The sequence below is a fragment of the Cupriavidus cauae genome (assembly GCF_008632125.1).
Classification (GTDB): domain Bacteria; phylum Pseudomonadota; class Gammaproteobacteria; order Burkholderiales; family Burkholderiaceae; genus Cupriavidus; species Cupriavidus cauae.
In genome coordinates, this window is the sequence record NZ_VWRN01000027.1 from 99,034 (window position 1) to 120,222 (window position 21,189).

19 protein-coding genes are annotated in these 21,189 nt (G+C 67.1%); 6 read left to right on the plus strand and 13 right to left on the minus strand.

Features of this window, described 5'->3' with window-relative positions; all coding sequences use genetic code 11:
- Positions 1-14: 14 nt before the first annotated feature.
- From F1599_RS09435 to F1599_RS09455, 5 genes are all read right to left on the minus strand, one after another.
- Entirely contained in the window at positions 15-293 is a 279-nt protein-coding gene (locus F1599_RS09435; RefSeq protein WP_149316379.1) for a DUF2795 domain-containing protein, read from the minus strand.
- Positions 290-610, minus strand: a complete 321-nt coding sequence (locus F1599_RS09440; protein WP_149316380.1) for a hypothetical protein — start codon at positions 608-610, stop codon at positions 290-292. The genes F1599_RS09435 and F1599_RS09440 overlap by 4 nt, the downstream gene beginning before the upstream one ends.
- 120 nt (positions 611-730) lie before the next feature.
- Positions 731-1,480, minus strand: coding sequence for a DUF892 family protein (locus F1599_RS09445; protein ID WP_149316381.1), 750 nt, complete (start codon positions 1,478-1,480; stop codon positions 731-733).
- Positions 1,481-1,595: 115 nt separating this feature from the next.
- Positions 1,596-2,771 carry a hypothetical protein gene (locus F1599_RS09450; RefSeq protein ID WP_149316382.1) on the minus strand — a complete coding sequence of 392 codons (1,176 nt, stop codon included), beginning with the start codon at positions 2,769-2,771 and terminating at the stop codon, positions 1,596-1,598.
- Positions 2,772-3,130: 359 nt separating this feature from the next.
- Positions 3,131-4,390: a M20/M25/M40 family metallo-hydrolase gene (locus F1599_RS09455; protein WP_150082916.1), complete on the minus strand. Its 1,260-nt coding sequence runs from the start codon at positions 4,388-4,390 to the stop codon at positions 3,131-3,133.
- A gap of 220 nt (positions 4,391-4,610) precedes the next feature.
- Here F1599_RS09455 and F1599_RS09460 point away from each other — a divergent pair, with 220 nt between their 5' ends.
- Positions 4,611-5,762 carry a GlxA family transcriptional regulator gene (locus tag F1599_RS09460; protein ID WP_395895230.1) on the plus strand — a complete coding sequence of 384 codons (1,152 nt, stop codon included), beginning with the start codon at positions 4,611-4,613 and terminating at the stop codon, positions 5,760-5,762.
- Between the two features lie 93 nt (positions 5,763-5,855).
- Here the strand turns inward: F1599_RS09460 and F1599_RS09465 are convergent, their stop codons facing one another.
- Together F1599_RS09465 and F1599_RS09470 are read right to left on the minus strand one after the other, a co-directional pair.
- Positions 5,856-6,593, minus strand: coding sequence for a BON domain-containing protein (locus F1599_RS09465; RefSeq protein WP_149316383.1), 738 nt, complete (start codon positions 6,591-6,593; stop codon positions 5,856-5,858).
- Positions 6,594-6,736: 143 nt separating this feature from the next.
- Positions 6,737-7,162 carry an OsmC family protein gene (locus tag F1599_RS09470; protein ID WP_150082861.1) on the minus strand — a complete coding sequence of 142 codons (426 nt, stop codon included), beginning with the start codon at positions 7,160-7,162 and terminating at the stop codon, positions 6,737-6,739.
- Positions 7,163-7,362: 200 nt separating this feature from the next.
- On the opposite strand from F1599_RS09470, the gene F1599_RS09475 reads away from it, so the two are divergent.
- The 3 genes from F1599_RS09475 (at position 7,363) to F1599_RS26440 (ending at position 9,880) form a co-directional block, all read left to right on the plus strand.
- Positions 7,363-8,286 carry a LysR family transcriptional regulator gene (locus F1599_RS09475; RefSeq protein WP_150082862.1) on the plus strand — a complete coding sequence of 308 codons (924 nt, stop codon included), beginning with the start codon at positions 7,363-7,365 and terminating at the stop codon, positions 8,284-8,286.
- A 378-nt stretch (positions 8,287-8,664) separates the two neighbouring features.
- Complete coding sequence (locus F1599_RS09480; RefSeq protein WP_150082863.1) at positions 8,665-9,741, plus strand: porin; 1,077 nt, start codon at positions 8,665-8,667, stop codon at positions 9,739-9,741.
- Positions 9,742-9,748: 7 nt separating this feature from the next.
- Positions 9,749-9,880, plus strand: coding sequence for a hypothetical protein (locus F1599_RS26440; RefSeq protein WP_263364033.1), 132 nt, complete (start codon positions 9,749-9,751; stop codon positions 9,878-9,880).
- Here the strand turns inward: F1599_RS26440 and F1599_RS09490 are convergent.
- Positions 9,870-10,790: a LysR substrate-binding domain-containing protein gene (locus F1599_RS09490; RefSeq protein ID WP_150082864.1), complete on the minus strand. Its 921-nt coding sequence runs from the start codon at positions 10,788-10,790 to the stop codon at positions 9,870-9,872. The genes F1599_RS26440 and F1599_RS09490 overlap by 11 nt on opposite strands.
- A gap of 247 nt (positions 10,791-11,037) precedes the next feature.
- Between F1599_RS09490 and F1599_RS09495 the strand changes: the two genes are divergently transcribed.
- Positions 11,038-11,376, plus strand: a complete 339-nt coding sequence (locus F1599_RS09495; protein ID WP_150082865.1) for a DUF2917 domain-containing protein — start codon at positions 11,038-11,040, stop codon at positions 11,374-11,376.
- A gap of 271 nt (positions 11,377-11,647) precedes the next feature.
- Here F1599_RS09495 and F1599_RS09500 read toward each other — a convergent pair whose 3' ends face one another.
- The 5 genes from F1599_RS09500 to F1599_RS09520 all read right to left on the minus strand — a co-directional run bounded on the left by F1599_RS09500 (position 11,648) and on the right by F1599_RS09520 (position 19,752).
- Positions 11,648-11,950, minus strand: a complete 303-nt coding sequence (locus tag F1599_RS09500; protein ID WP_149316543.1) for an H-NS histone family protein — start codon at positions 11,948-11,950, stop codon at positions 11,648-11,650.
- Positions 11,951-12,156: 206 nt separating this feature from the next.
- Entirely contained in the window at positions 12,157-13,557 is a 1,401-nt protein-coding gene (locus F1599_RS09505) for a dihydrolipoyl dehydrogenase (protein WP_150082866.1), read from the minus strand.
- A 177-nt stretch (positions 13,558-13,734) separates the two neighbouring features.
- Positions 13,735-14,466 (minus strand): glutathione peroxidase, encoded by a 732-nt coding sequence (locus tag F1599_RS09510; RefSeq protein ID WP_150082867.1) that lies wholly within the window; start codon positions 14,464-14,466, stop codon positions 13,735-13,737.
- Between the two features lie 149 nt (positions 14,467-14,615).
- A complete protein-coding gene (locus F1599_RS09515; protein ID WP_223819547.1) occupies positions 14,616-17,510 on the minus strand; it encodes a M16 family metallopeptidase in 2,895 nt (964 codons plus the stop codon).
- A gap of 235 nt (positions 17,511-17,745) precedes the next feature.
- On the minus strand, positions 17,746-19,752 hold the full coding sequence (locus F1599_RS09520; protein ID WP_150082868.1) for an alkaline phosphatase D family protein: 2,007 nt from the start codon (positions 19,750-19,752) through the stop codon (positions 17,746-17,748).
- Between the two features lie 309 nt (positions 19,753-20,061).
- On the opposite strand from F1599_RS09520, the gene F1599_RS09525 reads away from it, so the two are divergent.
- Positions 20,062-21,030: an alpha/beta hydrolase gene (locus F1599_RS09525; protein WP_223819555.1), complete on the plus strand. Its 969-nt coding sequence runs from the start codon at positions 20,062-20,064 to the stop codon at positions 21,028-21,030.
- Positions 21,031-21,189: the final 159 nt, after the last annotated feature.

Below are 21,189 nucleotides of genomic sequence, written 5' to 3' on the forward strand. Positions count from 1 at the left end.
GCAGGGGGCCGAGCTCAATGCAGCTTGCCCAACTCCCGCGAAATCTCTGCCGGCGAATCGTAGTCGCGCTCGGGCAGTTGTTCCAGTTCGGCCATCACTTCCTCGCTGGCGCCGCCGTCGCGGGCGCGCGAGAGGATGTCGTCCTTGGTGGCGGGAAAGTCGATGCCCTTCAGGGACTTCTGCACATCGATCGGGCTCGGCTCCTCGCGTCCGCCTCCGCCATCCTTGCCACCCTGCGCGGCGCCCTTGCCGCTCGATCCGCTCTTGCCCTGGTCGGTCTGCTTCTGGGTCATTGCATGCTCCTGTGATTGCTGTTGCCCGAGCCCGGCGCCCGGGCCGGGTCCGAAGATGCCGCCGGCGTGTCGGCGCCGTCGAGCCGGGTATCGATCAGCCGCCGGCCCTCGAGCAGGCAGGCCTCGATCGCCGTGGCCGCGTTGTCGAACGCCGTGTCGACATCGGAGGCGAAGGACGTCGGCAGGTCCTGCGTCGTGGCCGCACGCGCCCCGGCCGGCAGGATCTCGCCCTGGTAGCCGTAGCGCACGCCCGCGCTGGCGCCGACCGGCACCGCGTGGGCGGCGATCAGATGGTCGCGATAGAACATTTCCTTCATGCGCTCTCCTTCAGGCGGGGGGATGCCGCGGCGCTGGCGCGGCAACCGGCGCTGGTGCTGGTGCTGGTGCTGGTGCTGGTGCTGGTGCTGGTGCTGGTGTTGGTGCCGGTGCGCCTCGTATTACGTCGCTTCGGTGATGACCGCGCGCTCCAGCCACTGCCGGATCGTGGCCATGTGCTGCTCTTCCTCCGTCAGCGCCTGCTGGAACTTCTGCGCCATCTCGGTATGACCGGTCTCGGTCGCGAGCTTGATCAGCAGCTCCCAGCCGGCGTTGTCGGTCATCTCCGCGGTCAGCAGCGCATTGAGGCATTGCGCGAAGTTCGTGCGGGGATCGGCGATGGTCTGCAGCACGCCCATCGCGGTGACACCCGCCACGTCGGCGCAGGGCGTGACCGCGGTCGGGTCCGCGCCGATCGCGCGCATGGTCTCGTCGACCATCGCGAAGTGCTCGGCCTCTTCATCGTGGAAATGCATCAGCGTGCCGAGCACGTCCGGATCGACCGCGCTGGTATCCATCTCCTTGCACTTGGCGATCATCAGTTCGTAGAGGCGCGTACCGGTACGTTCGAAAGCCAGGCGCTCGCCGAGCTTGTCGATCAGCACCTCGGGACGATTGCCGGTCAGCTTGTCCACGGTCGTGCTCATCGCGCCCTTGAGCGTACCGGGCAGCGGCACCGAACCGACCGGATCGGCCGCATCAATATATTGGGCACGCATGTCGGCGGCGGGCTGCGATTCGGCCGGCACGTTCATATCGTCGATACCGCTGTCCGGACCCATGTTTTCGGCATAACGCTCCATGGTCTCGGTGTCGATCGGCGACATCTGCGCGCCGGTGCGGTTGACGCCCATCTGGGTGGTCTGTTGCATGCGTTCTCTCCAGTTTCGGTTGTCCTGCTCGATAGTCAGGCTCGATAGTTCAAGCGATCGTTCGGCTCGGTAGTTCAGCGTGCGGGCCTCGGCAGCCGCCTCGGCAACAAACGCCTCAGGCGCTCGTGTGCATCCGCGCCAGTTCCGTGCCGGGCGTCCACACATAGCCGGCGGACACCAGCTGCGACGGCGAGCCTTCGGCATTCATCACGCGGCGGTATTCGATCGAGGCGGGGCTGTCCTTGTCGAGCGGTACGAAATCCATGCCGTTGGCGCGCAGGTCCACCTCGTCCGCGAGCACCTTGCGCACGAAATCGCGTTGACTGGCGAAGTCGATCGGCTTGGGCAGCGGCCCGGACAAGATCTCGGCCGGATCGCGATTCTCGTGGCGCTTGAGCATTTCGCAGGCGACATGCAGATGCCCCAGCTCGTAATCGAGGAAGCGTTCCCAGATCGCCTTGATGCGCGGGTTGCTCTCCTGCTGCACGCAGCTGTAGTAGTTGTAGGCCTCCATCGCTTCGTGAATCACCCACTTCTCGATCATGCTTTCGTCGGGGTCCATCAGCGAGCCGTACTGCGTCACGTGCTGCTCCTCGATCGAGGCGATCTCGGCGTACAGCTGGCGCGCCAGCGGATCGGTGAACAGCGGCCCGATGTTCATGTAGTAGTCGTGGGTCTGGTACTCGGCCGCGGTGATCATCGCGGCGTGGATCTTGGTGATCAGCGCGGCGTTGGCGCGGTCGTAGCTCTCGCGCACGTCGTCCTGCGGCGCGCGGTGTTCGACCCAGGTCGAGCGCCCCGGCACGATGTCGGTATGGCCCTGCGTGATCGCGTTCGCGTCCTTGCCTTCGAGCCGGTCGAGCAGCGCGCTATAGCGGTACAGGTGATCGAAGTCCTCCAGCAGGCCGAAGCGATAGGCCTGCGCCTGGTAGGGATCGGGCTCGGTCTGCGCGACGGCCGCGGTGACCTCGATGGCTACCTGCTCGTAGGCGATCGTGGTCTCCAGCGGGGAATGGTCGGCGCCGATCAGCCAGTTGATCATCGTCGCCTGGTGATGCTCGACGCGGCGGATCTGCGCGAGCGGAATGCGCAATTCCCGATTGCAGCGGGACATGATGTGCTTGAGCCGCAGCGCATCGGATTCGATGCCATTCATCAGAATGATCCGGACGCGAGTGAATGCGTCGTCGTCCAGCTTGCTGATCGGCGCCTGGACCAGGTCCTTCCAAGTGAAATGTTGCTGGCCCAGCGGGCAGCCCTTGGCATCCAGCAGATCGGTCAAGGTGTCCATGGAAACTCCATTGTGGGGTGAGCGAAAGACGCCGTGCGGCATGCCGCCGGCGACGCGTTTCTTGCTCTAGCAACGGGCGTGCCGATCCCGCTGCGCGCCAGCGCAGGCGCCACGTTGTGAATCCGGAAGACAATCCCTGCACGCCTTGCAAAACTTGCGCTGGCGGCTCGCGCAGCGTTGCGCAAAAAAATGCGCGCGCCGGTTTCTTGCCGGCGGGCGCATTGGACAAGCGGTATGGCGCGGGTTTTAAGCGGAACGACTGCGAAACGGAATTGCCGCGGAATGGAATTGCCGCGGAATGGGGTTGCCGTGAAATACGACTGCCGCGGAATGCGACTCCCGCGCAGTGGACTACCCCGCTATTGCTTGCCGATTTCCTGCAGCATGCGCGTCATCAGATACAGCCGCGGCACGATCGAGTCGATTTCGATGTACTCGTCGCGTGCGTGATAGCCGAACCCGGCGAGGCCAAAACTCTCCACCACGGCGGGCTTGCCCGACAGCGCGGCATAGCCGGCGTCGGTGCCGCCGCCGGTCCCCTCCGCCAGCGCGAGCGGGCGGCCGTCCAGTTCGGCGTAGATCTGCTGGGCCCGCTTCGCGAGCGCGCGGCCCTTTTCGTTGACGACAAAGGGCGGACGGCCCTCCTCCATCGACACCGTGGTATGCGTATCCGGAATCAGCCTGCTCTCGGCGACCTTGCGCTCCAGCGCGGCCTTCAGCTTCTGCGGACCGTCCTTGACCGTGGTGCGCACATCGGCGGTCGCCACCGCGACTTCGGGAATCTGGTTGCGCACGACGCCCGCCTGCGCGCCGGTCCAGTTCAGCTGCGTGCCGGGCACCGACTTGGCGATATCGCGCGTCTGCTGCAGCTGATGGGCGAGTTCGAGCAGCGCGTTGCGGCCATGCTCGGGCGCCGCGCCCGCATGCGCGGCGCGTCCCTTGACCTCCATCGTCGCACTGGCGGTGCCGCTGGCGCCGAGCAGCAGCGCCTCGGCCTTGACCACCGCCTTGGCCGCGGTCGGCTCGCACGACAGCACCACGTCGTGCTGCTCGCCGAGCGCGGCAATCAGCTCGCCCGAGCCCTCCGAGCCGATTTCCTCATCGGCGTTCAGCAGCACCGTGATGCGCGCATAGTCGCGCCAGCCGCTCGCCTGCAGGATCTCCAGCGCGTGCAGGATCACCGCAATGCCGCCCTTGTCGTCGGCGATGCCCGGCCCGTACAGCTTGTTGCCATCCTGCCGGATCGGCTGCGTGGCCAGCGTGTTGGGAGGATAGATGGTGTCCATATGCGCGATCAGCATGATGCGGGCCTTGCCGTTGCCCGTCAGCGTCGCCTTGACGATCGGACTGTCCCCGCTCTTCGGCTTGACGCGCTCGACGGTCGCACCCAGCGCCGCGAGCCGCTTCTCGGCATACGCCGCCATCTGCGCCAGTCCCGCCGCGTTGCGGCTGCCCGATTCGATCGACACCATTTCCTTCAGCGATTCGATCAGTTTCGGCTGCGCGGCGCGCGCTGCCTCGAACAGCGTCGCGTCGGGCGCGGCCTGCACCGCACTGGTGGCGGCGGCGGTGCAGACGAACAGCGCGGCCGCGGCGAGGCGGCGTACGGCGGGGGGCAGACGTGGCTGCATGAAGTCTCCTGGTGAGGGCCCGGGGTAGGAATGTCGTGGCGGCAAGGGCCGCCTTGTGCCGGGAGTCAATCCGGGATGCTAGGGCTTGTCCGTCGCACAGGGGAGGACCAATATCGCCATTTCCGATGCCGATCCCGCCAAGTCCGTGTCCCGCCCGCCCTGCCAAGACGAAGATGCTGCCGCACACGATTTCCCCGAACTCGGCCTGCTGCCGGCGACGGATCGCCCCGCGCCCGAGCTGCATGTGCGGCTGCTGTGGCTGCCCCACGCCATGCCGGGCTCGCTGTTTGCCGCGCTCGACGTGCTGCGCACGGCCAGCGGCATCGCGCAATTGCAGCGCCCCGGCCGCGATTGCGGCCTCAGCTGGCAGGTGATCGGGGAAACGGGACGCGCGCTGCCGATGCCGGTACCGGGGCTGGCCCGGGCGCGCCGGCGCTCGCGCCCGGCGGAGCGCGGGGACAAGCGCGGGGACAAGGGCGCGGACAAGCGCGCCGTCGAACGCGCTGTCGAACCCCCTCCCCAGCCTGCCGAAGCGCATTCACTGCTGGTGATCCCCGGGGTGATGGCCCGCAACGCCCCGCATCTGGGCGAGCTGTTCGAACAGCAGCGCGCGGTGCTCAGGCTGGTGGAGCGGCATGCGCAGGCGGGCGGCTGGATCGCCGCGTCCTTCAACGGCATCGCCTATGCCGCCGAACTCGGCCTGCTCGACGGCGCGCGCGTGAGCGCGCCGTGGCTGTACCAAAGCTGGATGGCGCGCCGCTATCCGCTGTGCGACTTCACGCACGACGAGCCGATGGGCGTGCACGGGCGCGTCTTCCACAGCGTGGCGCCGGCTCTGCAGACCGAATTCATGCTGCGCGTGCTGGGCCATCTGCACGATCCCGATCTGGCCCAGGCCAGCGCGCGCGTGCTGCTGTTGCAGGCCGAACGCCAGCAGCTGACACCGGCGCTGACGGCGCAGCGCTGGCTCACGCCCACGGCGGACAGCCCGGTGTTCCGCGCCAAGCGCTGGCTGCAGGACCATATCGGCGCGCCATACCGGCTGGCCGAAGTGGCCCGCGCCGCCGCGGTCAGCGAGCGGACCTTGCTGCGGCATTTCCGCCAGGTCACCGGCGCGACGCCGCTGGCCTGTCTGCATGCGCTGCGGATCGAACGCGCGAAGACGCTGCTGGAGGTATCGCTGCACGGCACGCAGGCGATCGCCGAAGCGTGCGGCTACAGCGATGCGGCGACCTTCCGGCGGCTGTTCCAGCGCGCGACAGGGATGTCGATGTCGCACTATCGCGCCCGCTACGCGCTGCGGGCGCGGCGCCGCTATTGGCGCGTGGAGGACGCGCTGCGCGAAGGCGCCGCGGCCTGAAGGACCGGGGCCCCGGGGCCCGGGGGCGGGGGCCAGGGCCCGGGGCGAGAAACAGCACAAACCCTTCGGCAGCGCTTCTCGCGCGTTCGGACGTCAGACGGCGTCGGGCCGGCGCTCGATCCGGTTGACCACGTCCTCGACGCCGTGCAGATACCAGGCATCGCGTTCGGCCTGGCGGCGCGCGCCCTCGCCCGCATAGCCCTCCAGCGTGACCACGCGGTTTTCGGTGCGGATGACGATCTGGTCCGCATTGACCAGCGGGTCCGACTCGAGCACCAGGCGCAGCGCCTCGGTGATCTCCTCGTCGTTGTCGCGCTCGGCCGGCGCTATCTCCAGCTCATTGACCACGCACTGGCAGCCGGGCGACCACCAGGCCAGCACGCCGGCCAGGCGCATATGGGAAAGGCTGATCACCTGTCCGCGCAGGGTCACGATGCCATCGACGGTATTGACCTCGATCCAGCCGCTGCGCTCGCCCACCGCCTCGCGCAGCGTTTCCAGCCGGCCCTTGGCATGCACGCAAATCTTGCAACTGCGGAAATCCACCGCCTGCAGCAGTCGCTGGCAGACGGCATTGCGCAGCTCGCCATCGCCTGCGGGCGCGGCGCCGTTGGCCACGCGTAGATGGTCGATCACGCACGATACGCCGTCGATCTTGCGCATCCGGGCCGCGGCCCGGGTCTTGGCGACGATATCCGGCACGTCGCCCTCGAGGATCAGAGCGCCGTCGGACAGGCGCAGATTGATGGTGGGATGGAGATGCTGGCCGTGGAACGGCAGATTGGCCAGCGCCGCGCGGGCCTGCGTGAGCACCGCTTCGCTGCTCTGCATGATGTTGCCTCCTGAGGTGGCGGGCAGCAGCGCCGGATGGCGGGGCGCTGCGCCCTGTCCATTATAGAAAGCGCGTTTCGCGCCCGGTTCCCGCGAATCTCGCCGCCGGGCCATGTTGGCGCGGCACGGCGGCGGACCCGGCCTCAGGCATTCAGGGTGGCATTCATCGTGATCGGCGCCTTCATCAGCTTGGACACCGGGCAGTTCTCCTTGGCGGTCTGCGCGCACTTGTCGAAGGCGGCCTGGTCCGCGCCGGGGATGCGCACCGCCACGTCGAGATGGATGGCCGTGATACTGGAGCCGCCGCCTTCCTTTTCCAGCGTCACGGTGGCCTTGGTGTCGATGCTGTCCGGCACCATGCCCGCCTCGCCGAGGATCAGCGACAGGGCCATCGAAAAGCAGCCGGCATGCGCGGCGCCGATCAGTTCCTCGGGGTTGGTGCCGGGGCCGCCCTCGAAGCGCGCCTTGAAGCCGTATGGCGCATCCTTGAGCACGCCGCTCTGGGTCGAGATCGTGCCGCCGCCGTCCTTGATGCCGCCTTGCCATCTTGCCGATCCAGTCTTCTGCATAGCCTTGCGCTCCGTCGAAGTTGTTACAGATCAAGGGCCGGCCGCGCACCGTCCGGACCGACCCAACCACGTCCCACAATAGGACGCGAACGGACGATCGGCCAGCGCAGGGCCCCAATCGCCGTGTTGTCCGCCGGGCGCACAGGGTGCGCACGATCCTTGCTAGCAGTGATCGTTCCGATTCCTGCTGCCCCGAGCCGATGCTTCACCCTCCCCGCGTCTATCTGTACCTCGACACCGTGGCCCGCTGCGGCTCGATCCGCAAGGCGGCCGAACAGCTGCATGTCGCATCCACCGCGCTGAACCGCAAGATTCTCGAGGTGGAACAGCAGATCGGCACGCCGCTGTTCGAGCGGCTGCCGCGCGGCGTGCGCCTGACGTCGGCCGGCGAGGTCCTGGTGGCCACGATCCGGCGCAGCCTGGCCGACCTGGACGCGGCCGCGGCGCAGATGGCGCAACTGCGCGGGCTGGTGCGCGGCTCGGTGCGGATCGCGTCGGCGGAGTCGGTGGCAACCGATTTCCTGCCCGATGCGATCGGCCGCTATCAGGCGCGCCATCGCGGCGTGCAATTCCATGTGGCGATCGGCGGCACCGATGCCCTGATGGATGCGCTGAAGCAGGACGACGCCGACCTGCTGCTCGCGCACGATCCGCCTGCCAGTCCGCTGCTGCAGGAGCTGGCGGCCGCGCCGCAGCCGTTCTGCGCGATGATGCGGCCGGACCATCCGCTCGCGGCCCGGCGCACGCTGCGGCTGGCCGACTGTGCGGCGTTTCCGGTCGCCCTCGGTCCGGCCAACTTTGCCAGCCGCCGGCTGATCGAGGCCATTGCCGCGCGCAATCGGCTGCATCTGTCGGTGATGCTCGAGGCGACCACGGTCGAGACGCTGAAGGGTTTCGTCCGGCAGACCGATGCGATCTGCTTCCAGTTCCATGCCGGCACGCTGCGCGAAACGCGGCAGGGCACGCTGACCGCGGTGCCGCTGAGCGATCCGGAACTGGCGCTGGGCCGGCTGGTGCTGGCCACGCGGAAGGGCCGCGCGCTGCCGCCGGCCGCGGCCGCATTCGCCGAACATCTGAAGACCGCCATCGGGGCGCTGCACCCGCCGTTGACGTTGGTCGCGTAGTGGCCGGCCGGTATCCGCTCGACAGCCCCTCGGTGGCCACTCATTGGCCGCTCATTGGTGGCTGCCCATTGGCCGCTCATTGGCGGTTCATTTGGCACTCGGTAACCGCGTAGCCTCGGTAGCCGCGTAGCGCCCGGCGTCGGCTCTGCGCGCCGATCCGGCTGCACCGTCCTTGCCCCGGCACCGCACACATTTTGCGCTCGCGTCGCGCGAAAAATGATGGTGGTCGGTCCCGCCCGATTTCCGCACACTGATCCGAACGCCCCGTCCTACGGCCGAGCCAGCCGAGCGGGGCCGACGCGCACGATCACGGCGACGTCACGACAAAAACATCACAACGAAGCACGAGAGAAATCAGGGTCAACGATGGAGGTTTGCATGACAACAACGAAATCCAGGCCGGCGCGCGCGCTGGCGGCCGCCATGGCGGCATTGGCAAGCGGGGGCGTGCTGGCGCAGTCCAGCGTGACGCTGTACGGTCAGGTCGACACCTACGTCGGCAGCAACAAGGCGGTCGGCGGCGATCGCGCCTATGTGCTGGGCGCCGGCGGCATGCAGACCTCGTATTGGGGCATCAAGGGCACCGAGGACCTGGGCAACGGCCTGAAGGCGATCTTCGACCTGAACGGCTTCTATCGCGCCGACGGCGGCCGCGCGGGCCGCTTCGATGCGGACGGCATGTTCACGCGCAGCGCCTACGTCGGGCTGCAGAGCGACAGGGCCGGCACTCTCCGGCTCGGGCGCAATACCACGCCCTATTTCCTGTCGACGATCCTGTTCAATCCGCTGGTCGATTCGTACCACTTCTCGCCGACCATCTTCCACACCTATGTCAGCAGCAATGGCGGCACGGTCTACGATCCGGGCATCGTCGGCGATTCGGGCTGGAGCAATTCGCTGGTCTATTCGTCGCCGAAGTTCGGCGGGCTCAGCTTCAACGCGATCTACGCCTTCGGCGAGCAGGCCGGCGACAACGGCAAGAACAAGTGGGGCGGCAACGTGCTGTACTTCAACGGCCCGTTTGCCGCGACCGTCGCCTTCCAGCAGGTCAAGTTCCACAACACGCCGGGCGACGTGACCTCGCCGGCCGCGATGGTGGGCTTTCGCAAGCAGAACGCCGTACAGGCCGGCCTGAGCTACGACTTCAAGGTGGTCAAGCTGTTCGCGCAGGGCCAGCACATCCGATCCGATATCGACAGCGCGACCGGCGACATCAAGCACACGAACGGGCAGATCGGCGCTTCGGTGCCGATCGGCGCGGGCAGCCTGCTGCTGTCGTATGCCTACGGCAAGGTCAAGAACGAGGTCGCCGACGTCGAGCGCAACACCGCGGCGGTGGCCTACGACTACAACCTGTCAAAGCGCACCGACGTCTATGTCGCCTATTACTACGACAAGGTCGGCGGCCTGTCCCACGGCAACAACTACGGGGTCGGCGTGCGCCATCGCTTCTGATCGCCCGGTGTCGCCGGTGTCGCCGGTGTCGCCGGTGTCGCCGGTGTCGTCGGTGTCGTCGGTGTCGTCGGTGTCATCGGTGTCGTCGGTGTCCTCGGTGTCGGCCTGGGAGCGCGCGGCGCCTCTGGTCAACCGGTGACGTCGCGCGTCAGTTCGCGCGTCAACCAGGCCTCGAAACGGTGCACCGCGGGCCGTGCCTGTGCATGGTCGGCGGTCACGACCTGGTATTCCATGCCGTCGATTCCGGCATCCGGCAGTACCACCTGCAGCTCGCCGCGGGCGAGCGGCGGCAGGATCAGCGGCGTGCGGCCGATCGCGACGCCCGCGCCTTCCGCGGCCGCGGCGACGACGTGCTCGTAGCGCGAGAAATACAGGCACGGCTGGCTGGCCACCGGCGTCAGGCCCAGGCGGCGATACCACTCGCCCCACGACATCCAGCCGAAACGCGCATTCGGATCGTGATAGACCAGCAGCGTCGCGGCACGGATGTCGTCCGCCCGATGAATGCGCGCGGCGACCTGTGGCGCCGCCACCAGCATCAGCCGTTCGCGCAGCAGCGCGGTGGGGGCCTGCCCCGGCTGGCTCAGCCGGATCGCCAGGTCGAAGCCATCCCTGTCCAGATTGGCGATCGCCTCCGAGGCGTCGATGCGCACGTCGATCTCCGGCGCCTCCGCCTGGAACCGCGCCAGGCGTGGCACCAGCCAAAGCGAGGCAAATGACGGCGTGGTGGTGACGGAGATCGCGCTGCGCTCCGGTGCGATCAGGCGCTCGACGGTGCCGGCCAGCCGTTCGATGGCCTCCCTGGCGGCCTGCTGCAGCAGGCGTCCCTCGGGCGTCAGCGACAAGCCCTTGGCCCCGCGCCGGAACAGCGGCACGCCGAGCGCGTCCTCCAGGCTCTTGATCTGCTTGCTGATGGCCGACTGCGTCAGGCACAACTCGTCGGCTGCGGCGGTAAAGCTCAAATGCCGCGCCGCGCTGTCGAATCCGCGCAGCGCATCGAGCGACATCGCGCGCAGGGCATGGGAAGCGGCCTGGCTGATTGGCGTCATGGCGGGCTGATGCGGAAAAACGCGCGACCAAATGCGCGGACAGAGGCCGGCACAAATGCCCGGACAGAGGCGTGGACACAGGCGCGGACCGAAGCCGATAGGGATATGGCCCCGATGGCGTTGTCATCGGCGGTGGCCATGATCCGCCGGAATACCGGGGATGACGAAACATCCGGCCAGCGAATCAGGCGGGTGGCCACAATGACAAGGCGCCCTTTCTCGATGCGGGGCACGCCAGGAGACTGCCATGCATGCATTCGCTGAACTCGACGGAATGGATGGGACCGACCGGATCGGCAGGATGGGTCTAATTGGCCGGATTGGCCGCATTGGCACCGAACCGCTTCGGCTGGTGATCGGCCAAGGATACACCGTCGTTTGCCTGCAAGGCGCGGTATGGCTGACCTGCGAATCGGAGGATCGCGCCGAAGCGGCGCAGGATATCGTATTGGCGTGCGGCGAGCGTTTCGATGCGCGGCGCACCGTTACCGTTATCGTTTCGGCAATTCGGCGGCGGCCGGCCCGTATTGCGTTGACCCGGCGCAATACGGAGGATCGGCTCGATTGTAAGAAAAGACTTAATTGAGTGCCGTCAATGTCTTGCACATTGTCTTGTCGCAATGTCTTCTTGCAAGCAGACTTGGCGGAACCGGTGCAAAACGCGGGAATTCCCGCAAAACACCAATGGGTATGCTGGCGCCCGTGGATCGGCTATCGCACAGAATCGCAGGCGGGCCGGCGGCAAATCGCATCCCCTGGCAGGACATCGGCCGCGTCGGATATTGCGATTCGACGCATTACCGTTCGCGAAATGCAATAACGCACGACCTTACACGCCCGGACTTACACGCACGACCTTACTCGGCGATCAGGAAGCGATCGCGATTCTTGCCCAGCCATGCCGGTGCGCGGCCGCGGCCGGACCAGGTCTTGCCGGTCTTGGGATCGCGGTATTTGGCCGGCGCCGGCGTACCCGAGCGTCCCGCCGATTTGCGAGGACGGCCACGGCGGCGCGGTGCCAGATCCTCGGCCGTCAAACCATAATCCTCCATCAGCTGCTGGATCTGGGCGATCACCGTCGCCACTTCGGTTTGCCTGGCTTCCTCAAGTTGCGCTTCGAGTTTTTCCTTTTCTGCCAGTAATTGTTTGTAAGTCGCCATCGTCATTCCTTGCCAGTTGTAGGGTGCCGTTATGCTAGCTCACGGTTATGTGCGCGTCACTATAAAAAATGTAATCCAATAAGACAGAATCACAATATTCGGCAATTACATAATAATGCGCACCCCCGCAATGTCGAGGCGGGGATGCGCGGCAAGCCGCATAACGGCAATGGCAAGGAACGCCGCCACGGCGGCATTTAACCGGCTCAGGCGCGCAGCCGGGCCTGTGCGTCGCGCAACGCGGTGCGCAATCCTTCTTCGATCACGGGGTGATAGAACGGCATCGCCAGCATCTGATCGACGGTCAATTGCTGCTGATAGGCCCATGCCAGCAGATGGGCGATATGTTCGGCGCGTGGCCCGATCCATTCCGCACCGAGAAAACGCCCGCTCGCCTTGTCGGCATAGACATGCATCAGCCCGCGATTCTTCAGCATCACGCGGCTGCGCCCCTGGTCCTCGAAGCTGACCTCGCCGGTGACGAAGCTGTCGGCCGGCAAGTCGGCATAACGCTGGCCGACCATGGCCAGTTGCGGATCGGCGAACACCACCGCGATCGGCGCACGGCGCGGCACCGGCGAGACCTGCGGCCAGGCGGCGGCATTCTCGCCGGCGCTCTTGCCCTCGTCGGCGGCCTCGTGCAGCAGCGGCAGGACATCGTTGGCGTCGCCGGCGATGAAGACCGGCGCCGAGCCGCATTGCAGCGTGGCAGGGTCGAACACGGGCACGCCGCGCTCGTCCAGCTCCAGCCCGGTGTTTTCCAGGCCCAGATTGCGCACGTTGGGCTGGCGGCCGGTGGCGGCCAGCACATAGTCGAAGCGCTCGGTGACCGCATTGCCGTCGCGGTCGATGAACGAGATCACCGCCTCGTCGCCTTCGCGCGCCATGTCCGTGACCTTGGCATCCGGGTCCAGATAGAACTCCTGCTGGAAGGCCTGGGCGGCATAGGCGCGAATCGCCGGGTCGGTCAGCGGACCGACGCCCCCGCGCACGCCGAACACGCGCACATGCACGCCGAGCCGCGACAGCGCCTGGCCCAGTTCGAGGCCGATCACGCCGGGGCCGAACACGGCCACGCGGCGCGGCAGGTCCTGCCAGTCGAAGACGTCGTCGTTGACCACCAGCCGGTCGCCGAACACGCGGAAGGGCTGCGGCACGGCCGGGCTCGAGCCGGTGGCAATGACCACGCGGCCGGCGCGAACCACGGTGCCGTCGGCATCGTCGCCGACCTGCAGCACCGTGTTGTCGATGAAGCGGGCATAGCCGCGCAGACGGTCCCGCTCGGGAATATTGTCGACGCCACGGACCACGAAGCCGACGAAGCGATCGCGCTCGCGCCGCACGCGGTCCATCACCTCGCGGCCATCGATGCGGATCTGTCCATCGACATGGACCCCGAACGGCGCGGTATGGCGCAGCTCGTGCGCGGCCTCGGCCGCCGCGATCAACAGCTTCGACGGCATGCAGCCGACGCGCGCGCAGGTGGTGCCGTATTCCCCGCCTTCGATGATCACGGCCCGCTTGCCGGCGGCCTTGGCGGCGCGATAGGCCGCAAGGCCGGCGGTGCCTGCGCCGATCACGGCGATGTCGGTGACGATGGTTTGCATGGCGAAATTCCTGTTCGGAGAGACGATGGGTGAATTCGAGCTATTCGGGATGTTCGAAGTATTCGGGGCGGTTCAATCCACGGACCCGAGGGCGGCACGCCGCCATCGGGTCCGGCGACTGCCGGACCGCGCCACGGAAGAATCAGTGGAATCGGGGGATAAAGGCGCTGCGGGCGATCAGGCGGCCAGATACTGCTCGACCTGCTCGGCGCCGCCGATCAGCTTGCCGTTGATGAACACCTGCGGGGCGGTCATCGTGCCGGACACCGCGCCAAGCACCTTGCCGCGGATCTTGTGTTCCAGCGGCACGTCGATGTACTGGTAGCCGTTGTCCGCCAGCAGTTGCTTGGCCTTGGCGCAGAACGGGCAGCCTTCCTTCGAGAACACCACGACCTGGTCCGGCTTTTTGGCGTCCGGGGCGACGTAGGCGAGCATCGTGTCGGCGTCGGAGACCTTGAACGGGTCGCCCGGCTCTTCCGGCTCGATGAACATCTTGTCGACCACACCGTTCTTGACCAGCATCGAATAGCGCCAGCTGCGCTTGCCGAAGCCGAGGTCGGTCTTGTCCACCAGCATGCCCATGCCGTCGGTAAATTCGCCGTTGCCGTCGGGAATCATCACGATGTTCTCGGATTCCTGGTCCTTGGCCCACTCGTTCATCACGAAGGTGTCATTGACCGAGACGCACAGGACCGCGTCGACGCCGTGTTTGGCGAAAACGGGCGCCAGTTCGTTGTAGCGCGGCAGGTGGGTCGACGAACAGGTCGGGGTGAACGCGCCGGGCAGCGAGAAGACCACGACGGTCTTGTTGTCGAACAGCGCCGCGGTGTTCAGGTTCTTCCATTCATTGTTCTCGCGGACGCGGAACGTGACATTGGGGACGCGTTGGCCTTCACGGGATTGCAGCATTGGGATCGCTCCTGGTTGGGTAGTAGGTTCGGGTTTCCGGGGTGAGATTCTTGGTGCTGCGTGGTTATGTGTCGCAGCGAAGGCCCCATTCTGGCGACGCCCCCTCCATTTGTACAATTTATCGTTTAAACCGTTGTCATTAGATATAGCTATTGACCGCCTTCAGGCGTGGCTGCCGCCTTGCCGGGGTCCCCGGCCCCGCCTGCGTCGGGCCAGGCACCGGCATAGACCTCGACAAAGCGGTCCGGGTCCAGATAGCGCCGGATCGCCGCATTGACCTGCTCGACCGTAGTCTGGTCGATGCGGCGCTCCAGCTCTTCGGTGAACGCCATGGTCTGGCCGACGAACAGCTGATAGGCCAGCATCGAGACCAGCGCCTCGTCGCGGCTGCGGGTGACCACCCCCTGCTGCCGCAGTCCGCTCCTGGCCTCGGCCAGTTCTTCCTCCGTCACGCCCTCGCGCAGGAAGCGCCGCAGCTCCCGCTGCACGCCGGCCTTGAGCCGCGGCAGGTTCTGCGGGGCAAAGGAGGCCTGGATGCCGAAGCGGCCGGCGGTATCCAGCGCGCCGATCCGCAGGTAGCTGGTGGCGCCATAGCTGATGCCCTCCTGCTGGCGCAGCCGGTCGGCCAGCCGGCTCTTCATCGAGCTGCCGCCGAAGATCCGGTTGGCGATCGCCAGCGCCGCATAGTCGGGATGGTCCATCGTCATGCCGATCGGCAGCGCGGCGATGAAACTGGCATTGGCCTTGTGCGGCGTCGGCACGGCCAGGCTGGCCGGATGCAGCGGCAGGAAATCGCGCTCGACGCGGGCGAACGGCATCGGCGCGCTCCAGTCGCCGAACAGCGCCTGCACCTGCTGCCGGGCGGCTTCGGCATCGAAGTCGCCCACCAGCGCGAACTGCGCATGGCTGGCGCCGTAGAAGCGCCGATGGAAGTCGCGCAGTTGCTCGAGCTGGACCGCCCGCAGCTCGGCGATCGATTCCTCCAGCGTGGGCACATAGCGCGGGTCGCCCTTCGGATAGGGATTGCCGTGCCGGCCCAGCACGACCGGAGCAAGCGCCTCGGGCTGCCGTACCTGGCTCTGGATGCCGGCGACCGCAGTGGTGCGCAGCACCTCGAATTCCGCGGCGGGCAGGGTCGGTTCGCGCAGCACATCGCGCAGCAGCGTCAGGACCTGCGGCAGATGTTCGCGCGGCGCCTGGAAGCTGACGGTGACGCGTTCGGCGTCGCCCGAAACCCCGACCGTCGTCCGCAGCGCCTCGAAGGCATCGATCAGCTGCTGCCGATCGCGTCCGCCGGCGCCGCGCATCAGCATGCCGGCGGTCAGCGTGCCCACCGCGTCCAGGCCGCGCAGGCTGTCGACATCGCCCATGCGCAGCACCAGTTGGCCGTGCACGCGCGCACCGCGCGTGGGCTTGGGCAGCATCGCCATGACCATGCCGTTCGGCAGCGTCGCGCGCAGCGTATGCGCCTCGATATTGGCGGGGGTCGGCGCGAACGGTGCGACCGGCGCGTTGCCGGGCTTGCCGCGATAGCCGCGCGTCAGCTCGGCCAGGTCCGGCGCCGGCGGAATCGCGACGTAGCTCGGCACGTCGACCGGAATGAACTGGCCCAGCGTGCGATTGGTGCGCTGCAGATAGTGGCGGGCGACGCGATTGACGTCGTCGACCGTTACCCGCTCGATCTGATCCCGCGTAATCAGCATCAGCCGCCAATCGCCCTTGGCGATGGCTTCCGACAGCGCCACGCCGTAGCTGGCCGGGTCGTTCAGCATGCGTTCGTAGCCGTTGCGCGCGCGACGCTGCGCGCGGTCGAGTTCCTCCTGCGTGATCGGCTGGGCCGCGATGCCTTCCACCAGCTCAAGCAGTCCGGTGCGCGCCGGCTCCAGCGATTGCGCCTTGCCGACCTGCGCGAGGAACACCACGCTGCCCGGCTGCTTCAACGCTCGCAGAAAGCCCGTTTGCGACGCGGCCTTCTTCTGCTCCACCAGTCCGCGATACAGCCGGCCTCCCGGTATCGCGGTCAGGATATCGACCAGCAGCGTCATCGCCGCGGTATCCGGATGCGCGCCCGGGCCAATGTGGTATTGCGCGGCCACGACCTGGATATCGCCGGGCCGCTGCAGCAGGATCTCGCGTGGTCCTTCCTGCGGCGGCTCGACGGTGTACTGTTCCGCCAGCACGCGGTTGGGCCTGGGGATCGCGCCGAAATAGCGGCTCACGCTGGCCAGCGTGCGGGCTGGATCGAATTGCCCGGTGATCACCAGCACCGCGTTGTCGGGCTGGTAGTAACGACGATAGAAGGCCTGCAGCGCATCGATGCCCACGTGCTCGATATCGCTGCGCGCGCCGATCGGCGCCTTGCCGTAGTTGTGCCAGTGGTAGGCGCTTGCCGCCAATTGGCGAAGCAGCACGCCAGTCGGGCTGTTTTCCCCGCGCTCCAGCTCGTTGCGCACCACCGTCATCTCGCTGTCGAGCGCACTGCGCGAGATCGTGCTGTTGACCATGCGGTCCGCTTCCATTCGCAGCAGCCAGTCCAGGTTTTCCTCGCTGGCGGCAAAGGTGGCGAAGTAATTGGTGCGATCGTGCGCGGTGGTGCCGTTGAACTGCATCCCCCGGCTCGCCATCTGCCGGCCGATCGCGCCATCGGGAACGCTCGGCGTGCCCTTGAACAGCAGATGCTCGAGCAGGTGGGCCATGCCGCTTTCGCCGTAGCTTTCGTGCCGGCTGCCGACCAGGTAGGTGATGTTGATCGTGGTGGTCGGCTGCGCCGCATCCGGGGCGAGCAGCACGCGCAGTCCGTTGGGCAGGCGGTACTCGGAGATGCCTTCGGCGGTGGCGACCGGCGTGGGCAACGCCGGCGCCGCCTCGCCGGCTGATGCGGGCGGCGGCACGCCCGCCGTTTCCACCGACGCAGGCGCGGCATGCGCCACGCCAGGGCCGCAGAACGCGGCGCCAAGTCCCGCGGTAAGCACGGCGCTCAGGACGGCGCCAAGGACCCTGATCGGGATGGCGGACAGGACCGGGCCGGCAGCGCTGCAACGCATGGGATCTCCGTGGTGGATCAGACAGACAGGTGGACGCGCCTTTGGGTGCCCACCTTCGGGTGCCCGCCTTCGGGTGCCCGCCTTCGGGTGCCCGCCTTCGGGTGCCCCTTCCGCGGCGCGCATCGCATCGGATGCGCGCCGTCACTGATCGTACCAAACCCCATGCCTCAGCGCGGTGGCCAGCGGGGGCCGGCGGCGGCCGGCGGGGCGCCGGCCTGCCGCGCCGCGATCCCCCTCAGACCACGTTCACCACCGCCGAACCCGCCGGCACCTCGACCGTGGTGACGCGCGCCGTCGCCGGCTGCGGCGGCGCATTGCCGTCGACCAAGCCCTTCATGATATGGAAGGCGCAGTTCAGCTTGTCCGGCGTCAACGTGACGATCGCATAGCCGGTGACATTGGTCTCCGCGTACCGCATCCACGGATTGAAATGCTGCAGCGTGCGATTGAGGGTATTGACGACCGCGCCGCTGACCTCCTCGTAGATCAACGCCTTGATCTCGGCAAAGCGCGGGTCGTTGTCGACCACGCTCTTGTACGTGCTCATCAGCGTATTGCTCGACAGCCCTGCCCCGACCAGGTCGACCATCACCGGCGTCGGCGTGGCCGCATCGAAGTCGTCCATCACCACGCCGGCAAAGAAGGCGTGGATATCTCCGGTCAGCGCCACCACATTGCGGACGTTGTTCGTCTTCAGGAAGGCCATCAGGTTCCGACGTTCCGCGTCGTAGCCATCCCACTGGTCCGCGTTCAAGACATAGGTGGCCAGCAGCGAGGCCGGTGGCAGGCGGCTGTCCAGCGTCGGCTTGATATTGGCGTCGAAGGTCGCGCTGTCGATGCCGGCCTGCGTGGACAGCAGTTGCCGCAGATTGGTGTAGGCGACGTTGTTCGGATAGGTCCCGGACGATAGCGCGGCGCGCAGGTCCGCGGTCAACGCCGTTTCCATCTGGTCGCGCAGCGGCGTCAGCGCCGTATTGCTTGCGATCAGCCGCAACACCATCAGCTCCGCGATGGCTTCGGTCAGATCGATCTGCATGCGCAGCAGCGAAACCTGGTTGCCCCACAGCTTCCACGTCGTCGCCGCACCGCCCACACGGTCCTGCCACCACGCGCGCTGCGCATCGCCCAGCATCGATACCTGCGTCAGCGCACCGCCGGCCGCGGCGATCTTGGCGTCCTCTGCCGCCTTCAGCGCATCGCGCCGGATGAAGAAGCGGCTGCCGACATCGCCGCCGGCATTGGCCTCGGAAATCAGATGGTCGGCGCGATACAGCCGCTCGTCCGTCATCAGCAGCGTCGCCAGATTGCCGAACGTGAACGCGCGATAGATCTGGATGTTCTGGAACGAGGGGTTGTTCAGGTCCAGCGTGACATCGGCGGGCAGGTACTCGAACCAGGCCTGGTTGGCGCTGCGCCGCCGCGCGGTCTGCGGCGACTGGTCGTCGTCGGCATCGTAGCTCTGGCGGTCCTGCCAGCAGTCGTCGGAGAACTCGTGGTCGTCCCAGATCGCGATCATCGGGAAGCGCGCATGCAGCGCCTGCAGGCGCGCGTCGCTGCGATAGGCCTTGTACAGATAGCGGTAGTCCTCCAGCGTGGTCGCGTAGCGGAAGCCGCTCGGCAGCGTCGTGCCGTCGGGCAGCGACAGCGGCGTATGGCGGCTTTCGACCAGATTGACCGGCGCGCCGTCGGCCACGGCCTCGTAGATGTAGTCGCCTGTGTGCACGATGAAATCGAGGTCCTGCTGGGCAAGCTCCTCCATGCCGGCCCAGTGGTTGATGCTCCAGTCCTGACAGCTGACGAAGGCGAACTTCAGCTGCGACAGCGGCGTGCCGGCCGCGGGCGCGGTGCGGGTGCGCCCGACCGGGCTGAAGCGGCTGCCCACGCGGAAACGGTAGTAGTAGGTGGTGGCGGCGCTCAGGCCGGTGACCTTGGTGCGCAGCGTGTAGTCCCACTCGGGCAAGGCGCGCAGAAGGTCATTGACGACCAGCGTGGAAAAGTCCTCCTGGGTCGACACCTGCAGGCGCACATTGACGTGGCGCCTGCCGTTGTCGCCTTCGACGCGTGTCCACAACACGACGCTGTCGGGACGAGGATCGCCGGAGGCGACCCCGTGGCGGAAGTCGAACAGGTCGGGTTCGGGCGGATCGGGATTGTCATCGCCACCGCCGCAGCCGGCCAACCCTGTGGTGGCGACCGAGACGGTGATGAAGCTTCCCCATTTCAAGAACTGGCGGCGATCCATGTTGTTCTCCTTGTCAGGACAGGGACAGGTGAGGGGACACAGGCAGCATAGGAAATCGATCCGCCGATCGCGAGGGGGTGACCCCCGATGCGGATGCGATGCCGCGACGCACAGGTCCGCACCATTGGGGTACTGCCGGCAATTGCCGCTATCCGCCCGTGTTCGGCAGCGATTTGCCGCACAGGGGCGAATTCGTATAAGGTGCGCCTCATGGATGAACAGAAACGCAACCCGAACCGCAATGCGAATCGCAATGTGAATCACCACGCGAATCACCACGCGAACCGCAGCTTGTTCCGGCAGGTCCTGATGCACCTGCCCTGCAAGACCATCGGCGCCGCCGCCGTGCTGACGGCAGCCGGCTTTCTCAGCTACTGGACCTACCTCGGCATCAATCAGGGCCGCCTGCTGTTCGACGCGAGGCGGCGCCCGCCGCGCGAACTGCCGGAAGGCATCACCGCCTATTCGCACACCATCCCCGGCGGGATGCTGCGCGGCTACGTGTATCGCGGCGATGCGCACTGCGCCGTCACCGATCTGTTGTTCTATTTGCCAGGTCGCGGGGAAGACGTGCTCGAGACCATGCAATTTCTACATTGGCTGCCGCCCGAAGTCGGCTTCGCCACGTTCGACTATCGGGGCCTCGGCCATTCCGACGGGAGCCCGTCGGAGGCGGCGGCCGTCGCCGATGCCAGCCAGTTCCTGCTGCATCTGCGGCGCGTGCTGCCGGGCACGCGGGTCCACGTGGTCGGCCGCAGCCTGGGCACGGGGGTCGCGATCCAGCTGGCCGATCTGCAGGACTTCGAGAGCCTGCAATTGATCACGCCCTACGATTCGCTGCTGGAACTGGTGCGCAAGCGGTTTCCGCTGGTGCCGCTGCGCCAGCTGATGCGTCATCACTTCGATTCGATCTCGCACTGCAAGAAGGTGGTGCAGCGGACCAAGGTGCTGCTCGCCGAGGTCGACGACGTCGTCCCGCATGCATGCTCCGAGCGCCTGATGGCGGCGTGGCCGGGGCCGGTGGCGGTGGAGACCATTCCCGGCAGCAATCATTCGGACATCATCGCGCACCAGAGCACGTGGCAGGCACTGAGCGACTTCGCGCTGCTGTTCGCGCGCCGGCCGGACCTGGACGCGCATGGCAATCGTCTTGACGAGACGCCCACGCCGGCCCCGGCACCGGACGAGCGCGTCGCTGCCAACGATACGGGCGGCGGCCAGGAGCCTCCGGGCTTGCCGGTCGCCGCCGCGCCGCTGCGTACCGACGGCGCGAGCTGAGGCGCGCGCTGCCGGCGCGCACCGGCCCTGCCCCGTGCCTCGTCGCATGGCATGGGCCAGCCGCCTGCCGCTCATTTCGACAGGTAGATCACGATCGCGATCAGCCCGATCGCGGCGAGGGTCAGCAACACGAAGGTGAGCACGGCGCCACGCTGTCAG

What these genes read in the sequence shown, in the direction of transcription:
- F1599_RS09435 (WP_149316379.1), bottom strand. Translation starts at nt 293, where the DNA reads ATGACCCAGAAGCAGACCGACCAGGGCAAGAGCGGATCGAGCGGCAAG.
- F1599_RS09440 (WP_149316380.1), bottom strand. Translation starts at nt 610, where the DNA reads ATGAAGGAAATGTTCTATCGCGACCATCTGATCGCCGCCCACGCGGTG.
- F1599_RS09445 (WP_149316381.1), bottom strand. Translation starts at nt 1,480, where the DNA reads ATGCAACAGACCACCCAGATGGGCGTCAACCGCACCGGCGCGCAGATG.
- F1599_RS09450 (WP_149316382.1), bottom strand. Translation starts at nt 2,771, where the DNA reads ATGGACACCTTGACCGATCTGCTGGATGCCAAGGGCTGCCCGCTGGGC.
- F1599_RS09465 (WP_149316383.1), bottom strand. Translation starts at nt 6,593, where the DNA reads ATGCAGAGCAGCGAAGCGGTGCTCACGCAGGCCCGCGCGGCGCTGGCC.
- F1599_RS09470 (WP_150082861.1), bottom strand. Translation starts at nt 7,162, where the DNA reads ATGCAGAAGACTGGATCGGCAAGATGGCAAGGCGGCATCAAGGACGGC.
- F1599_RS09475 (WP_150082862.1), top strand. Translation starts at nt 7,363, where the DNA reads ATGCTTCACCCTCCCCGCGTCTATCTGTACCTCGACACCGTGGCCCGC.
- F1599_RS09480 (WP_150082863.1), top strand. Translation starts at nt 8,665, where the DNA reads ATGACAACAACGAAATCCAGGCCGGCGCGCGCGCTGGCGGCCGCCATG.
- F1599_RS09490 (WP_150082864.1), bottom strand. Translation starts at nt 10,790, where the DNA reads ATGACGCCAATCAGCCAGGCCGCTTCCCATGCCCTGCGCGCGATGTCG.
- F1599_RS09495 (WP_150082865.1), top strand. Translation starts at nt 11,038, where the DNA reads ATGCATGCATTCGCTGAACTCGACGGAATGGATGGGACCGACCGGATC.
- F1599_RS09500 (WP_149316543.1), bottom strand. Translation starts at nt 11,950, where the DNA reads ATGGCGACTTACAAACAATTACTGGCAGAAAAGGAAAAACTCGAAGCG.
- F1599_RS09505 (WP_150082866.1), bottom strand. Translation starts at nt 13,557, where the DNA reads ATGCAAACCATCGTCACCGACATCGCCGTGATCGGCGCAGGCACCGCC.
- F1599_RS09510 (WP_150082867.1), bottom strand. Translation starts at nt 14,466, where the DNA reads ATGCTGCAATCCCGTGAAGGCCAACGCGTCCCCAATGTCACGTTCCGC.
- F1599_RS09515 (WP_223819547.1), bottom strand. Translation starts at nt 17,510, where the DNA reads ATGCGTTGCAGCGCTGCCGGCCCGGTCCTGTCCGCCATCCCGATCAGG.
- F1599_RS09520 (WP_150082868.1), bottom strand. Translation starts at nt 19,752, where the DNA reads ATGGATCGCCGCCAGTTCTTGAAATGGGGAAGCTTCATCACCGTCTCG.
- F1599_RS09525 (WP_223819555.1), top strand. Translation starts at nt 20,062, where the DNA reads ATGCACCTGCCCTGCAAGACCATCGGCGCCGCCGCCGTGCTGACGGCA.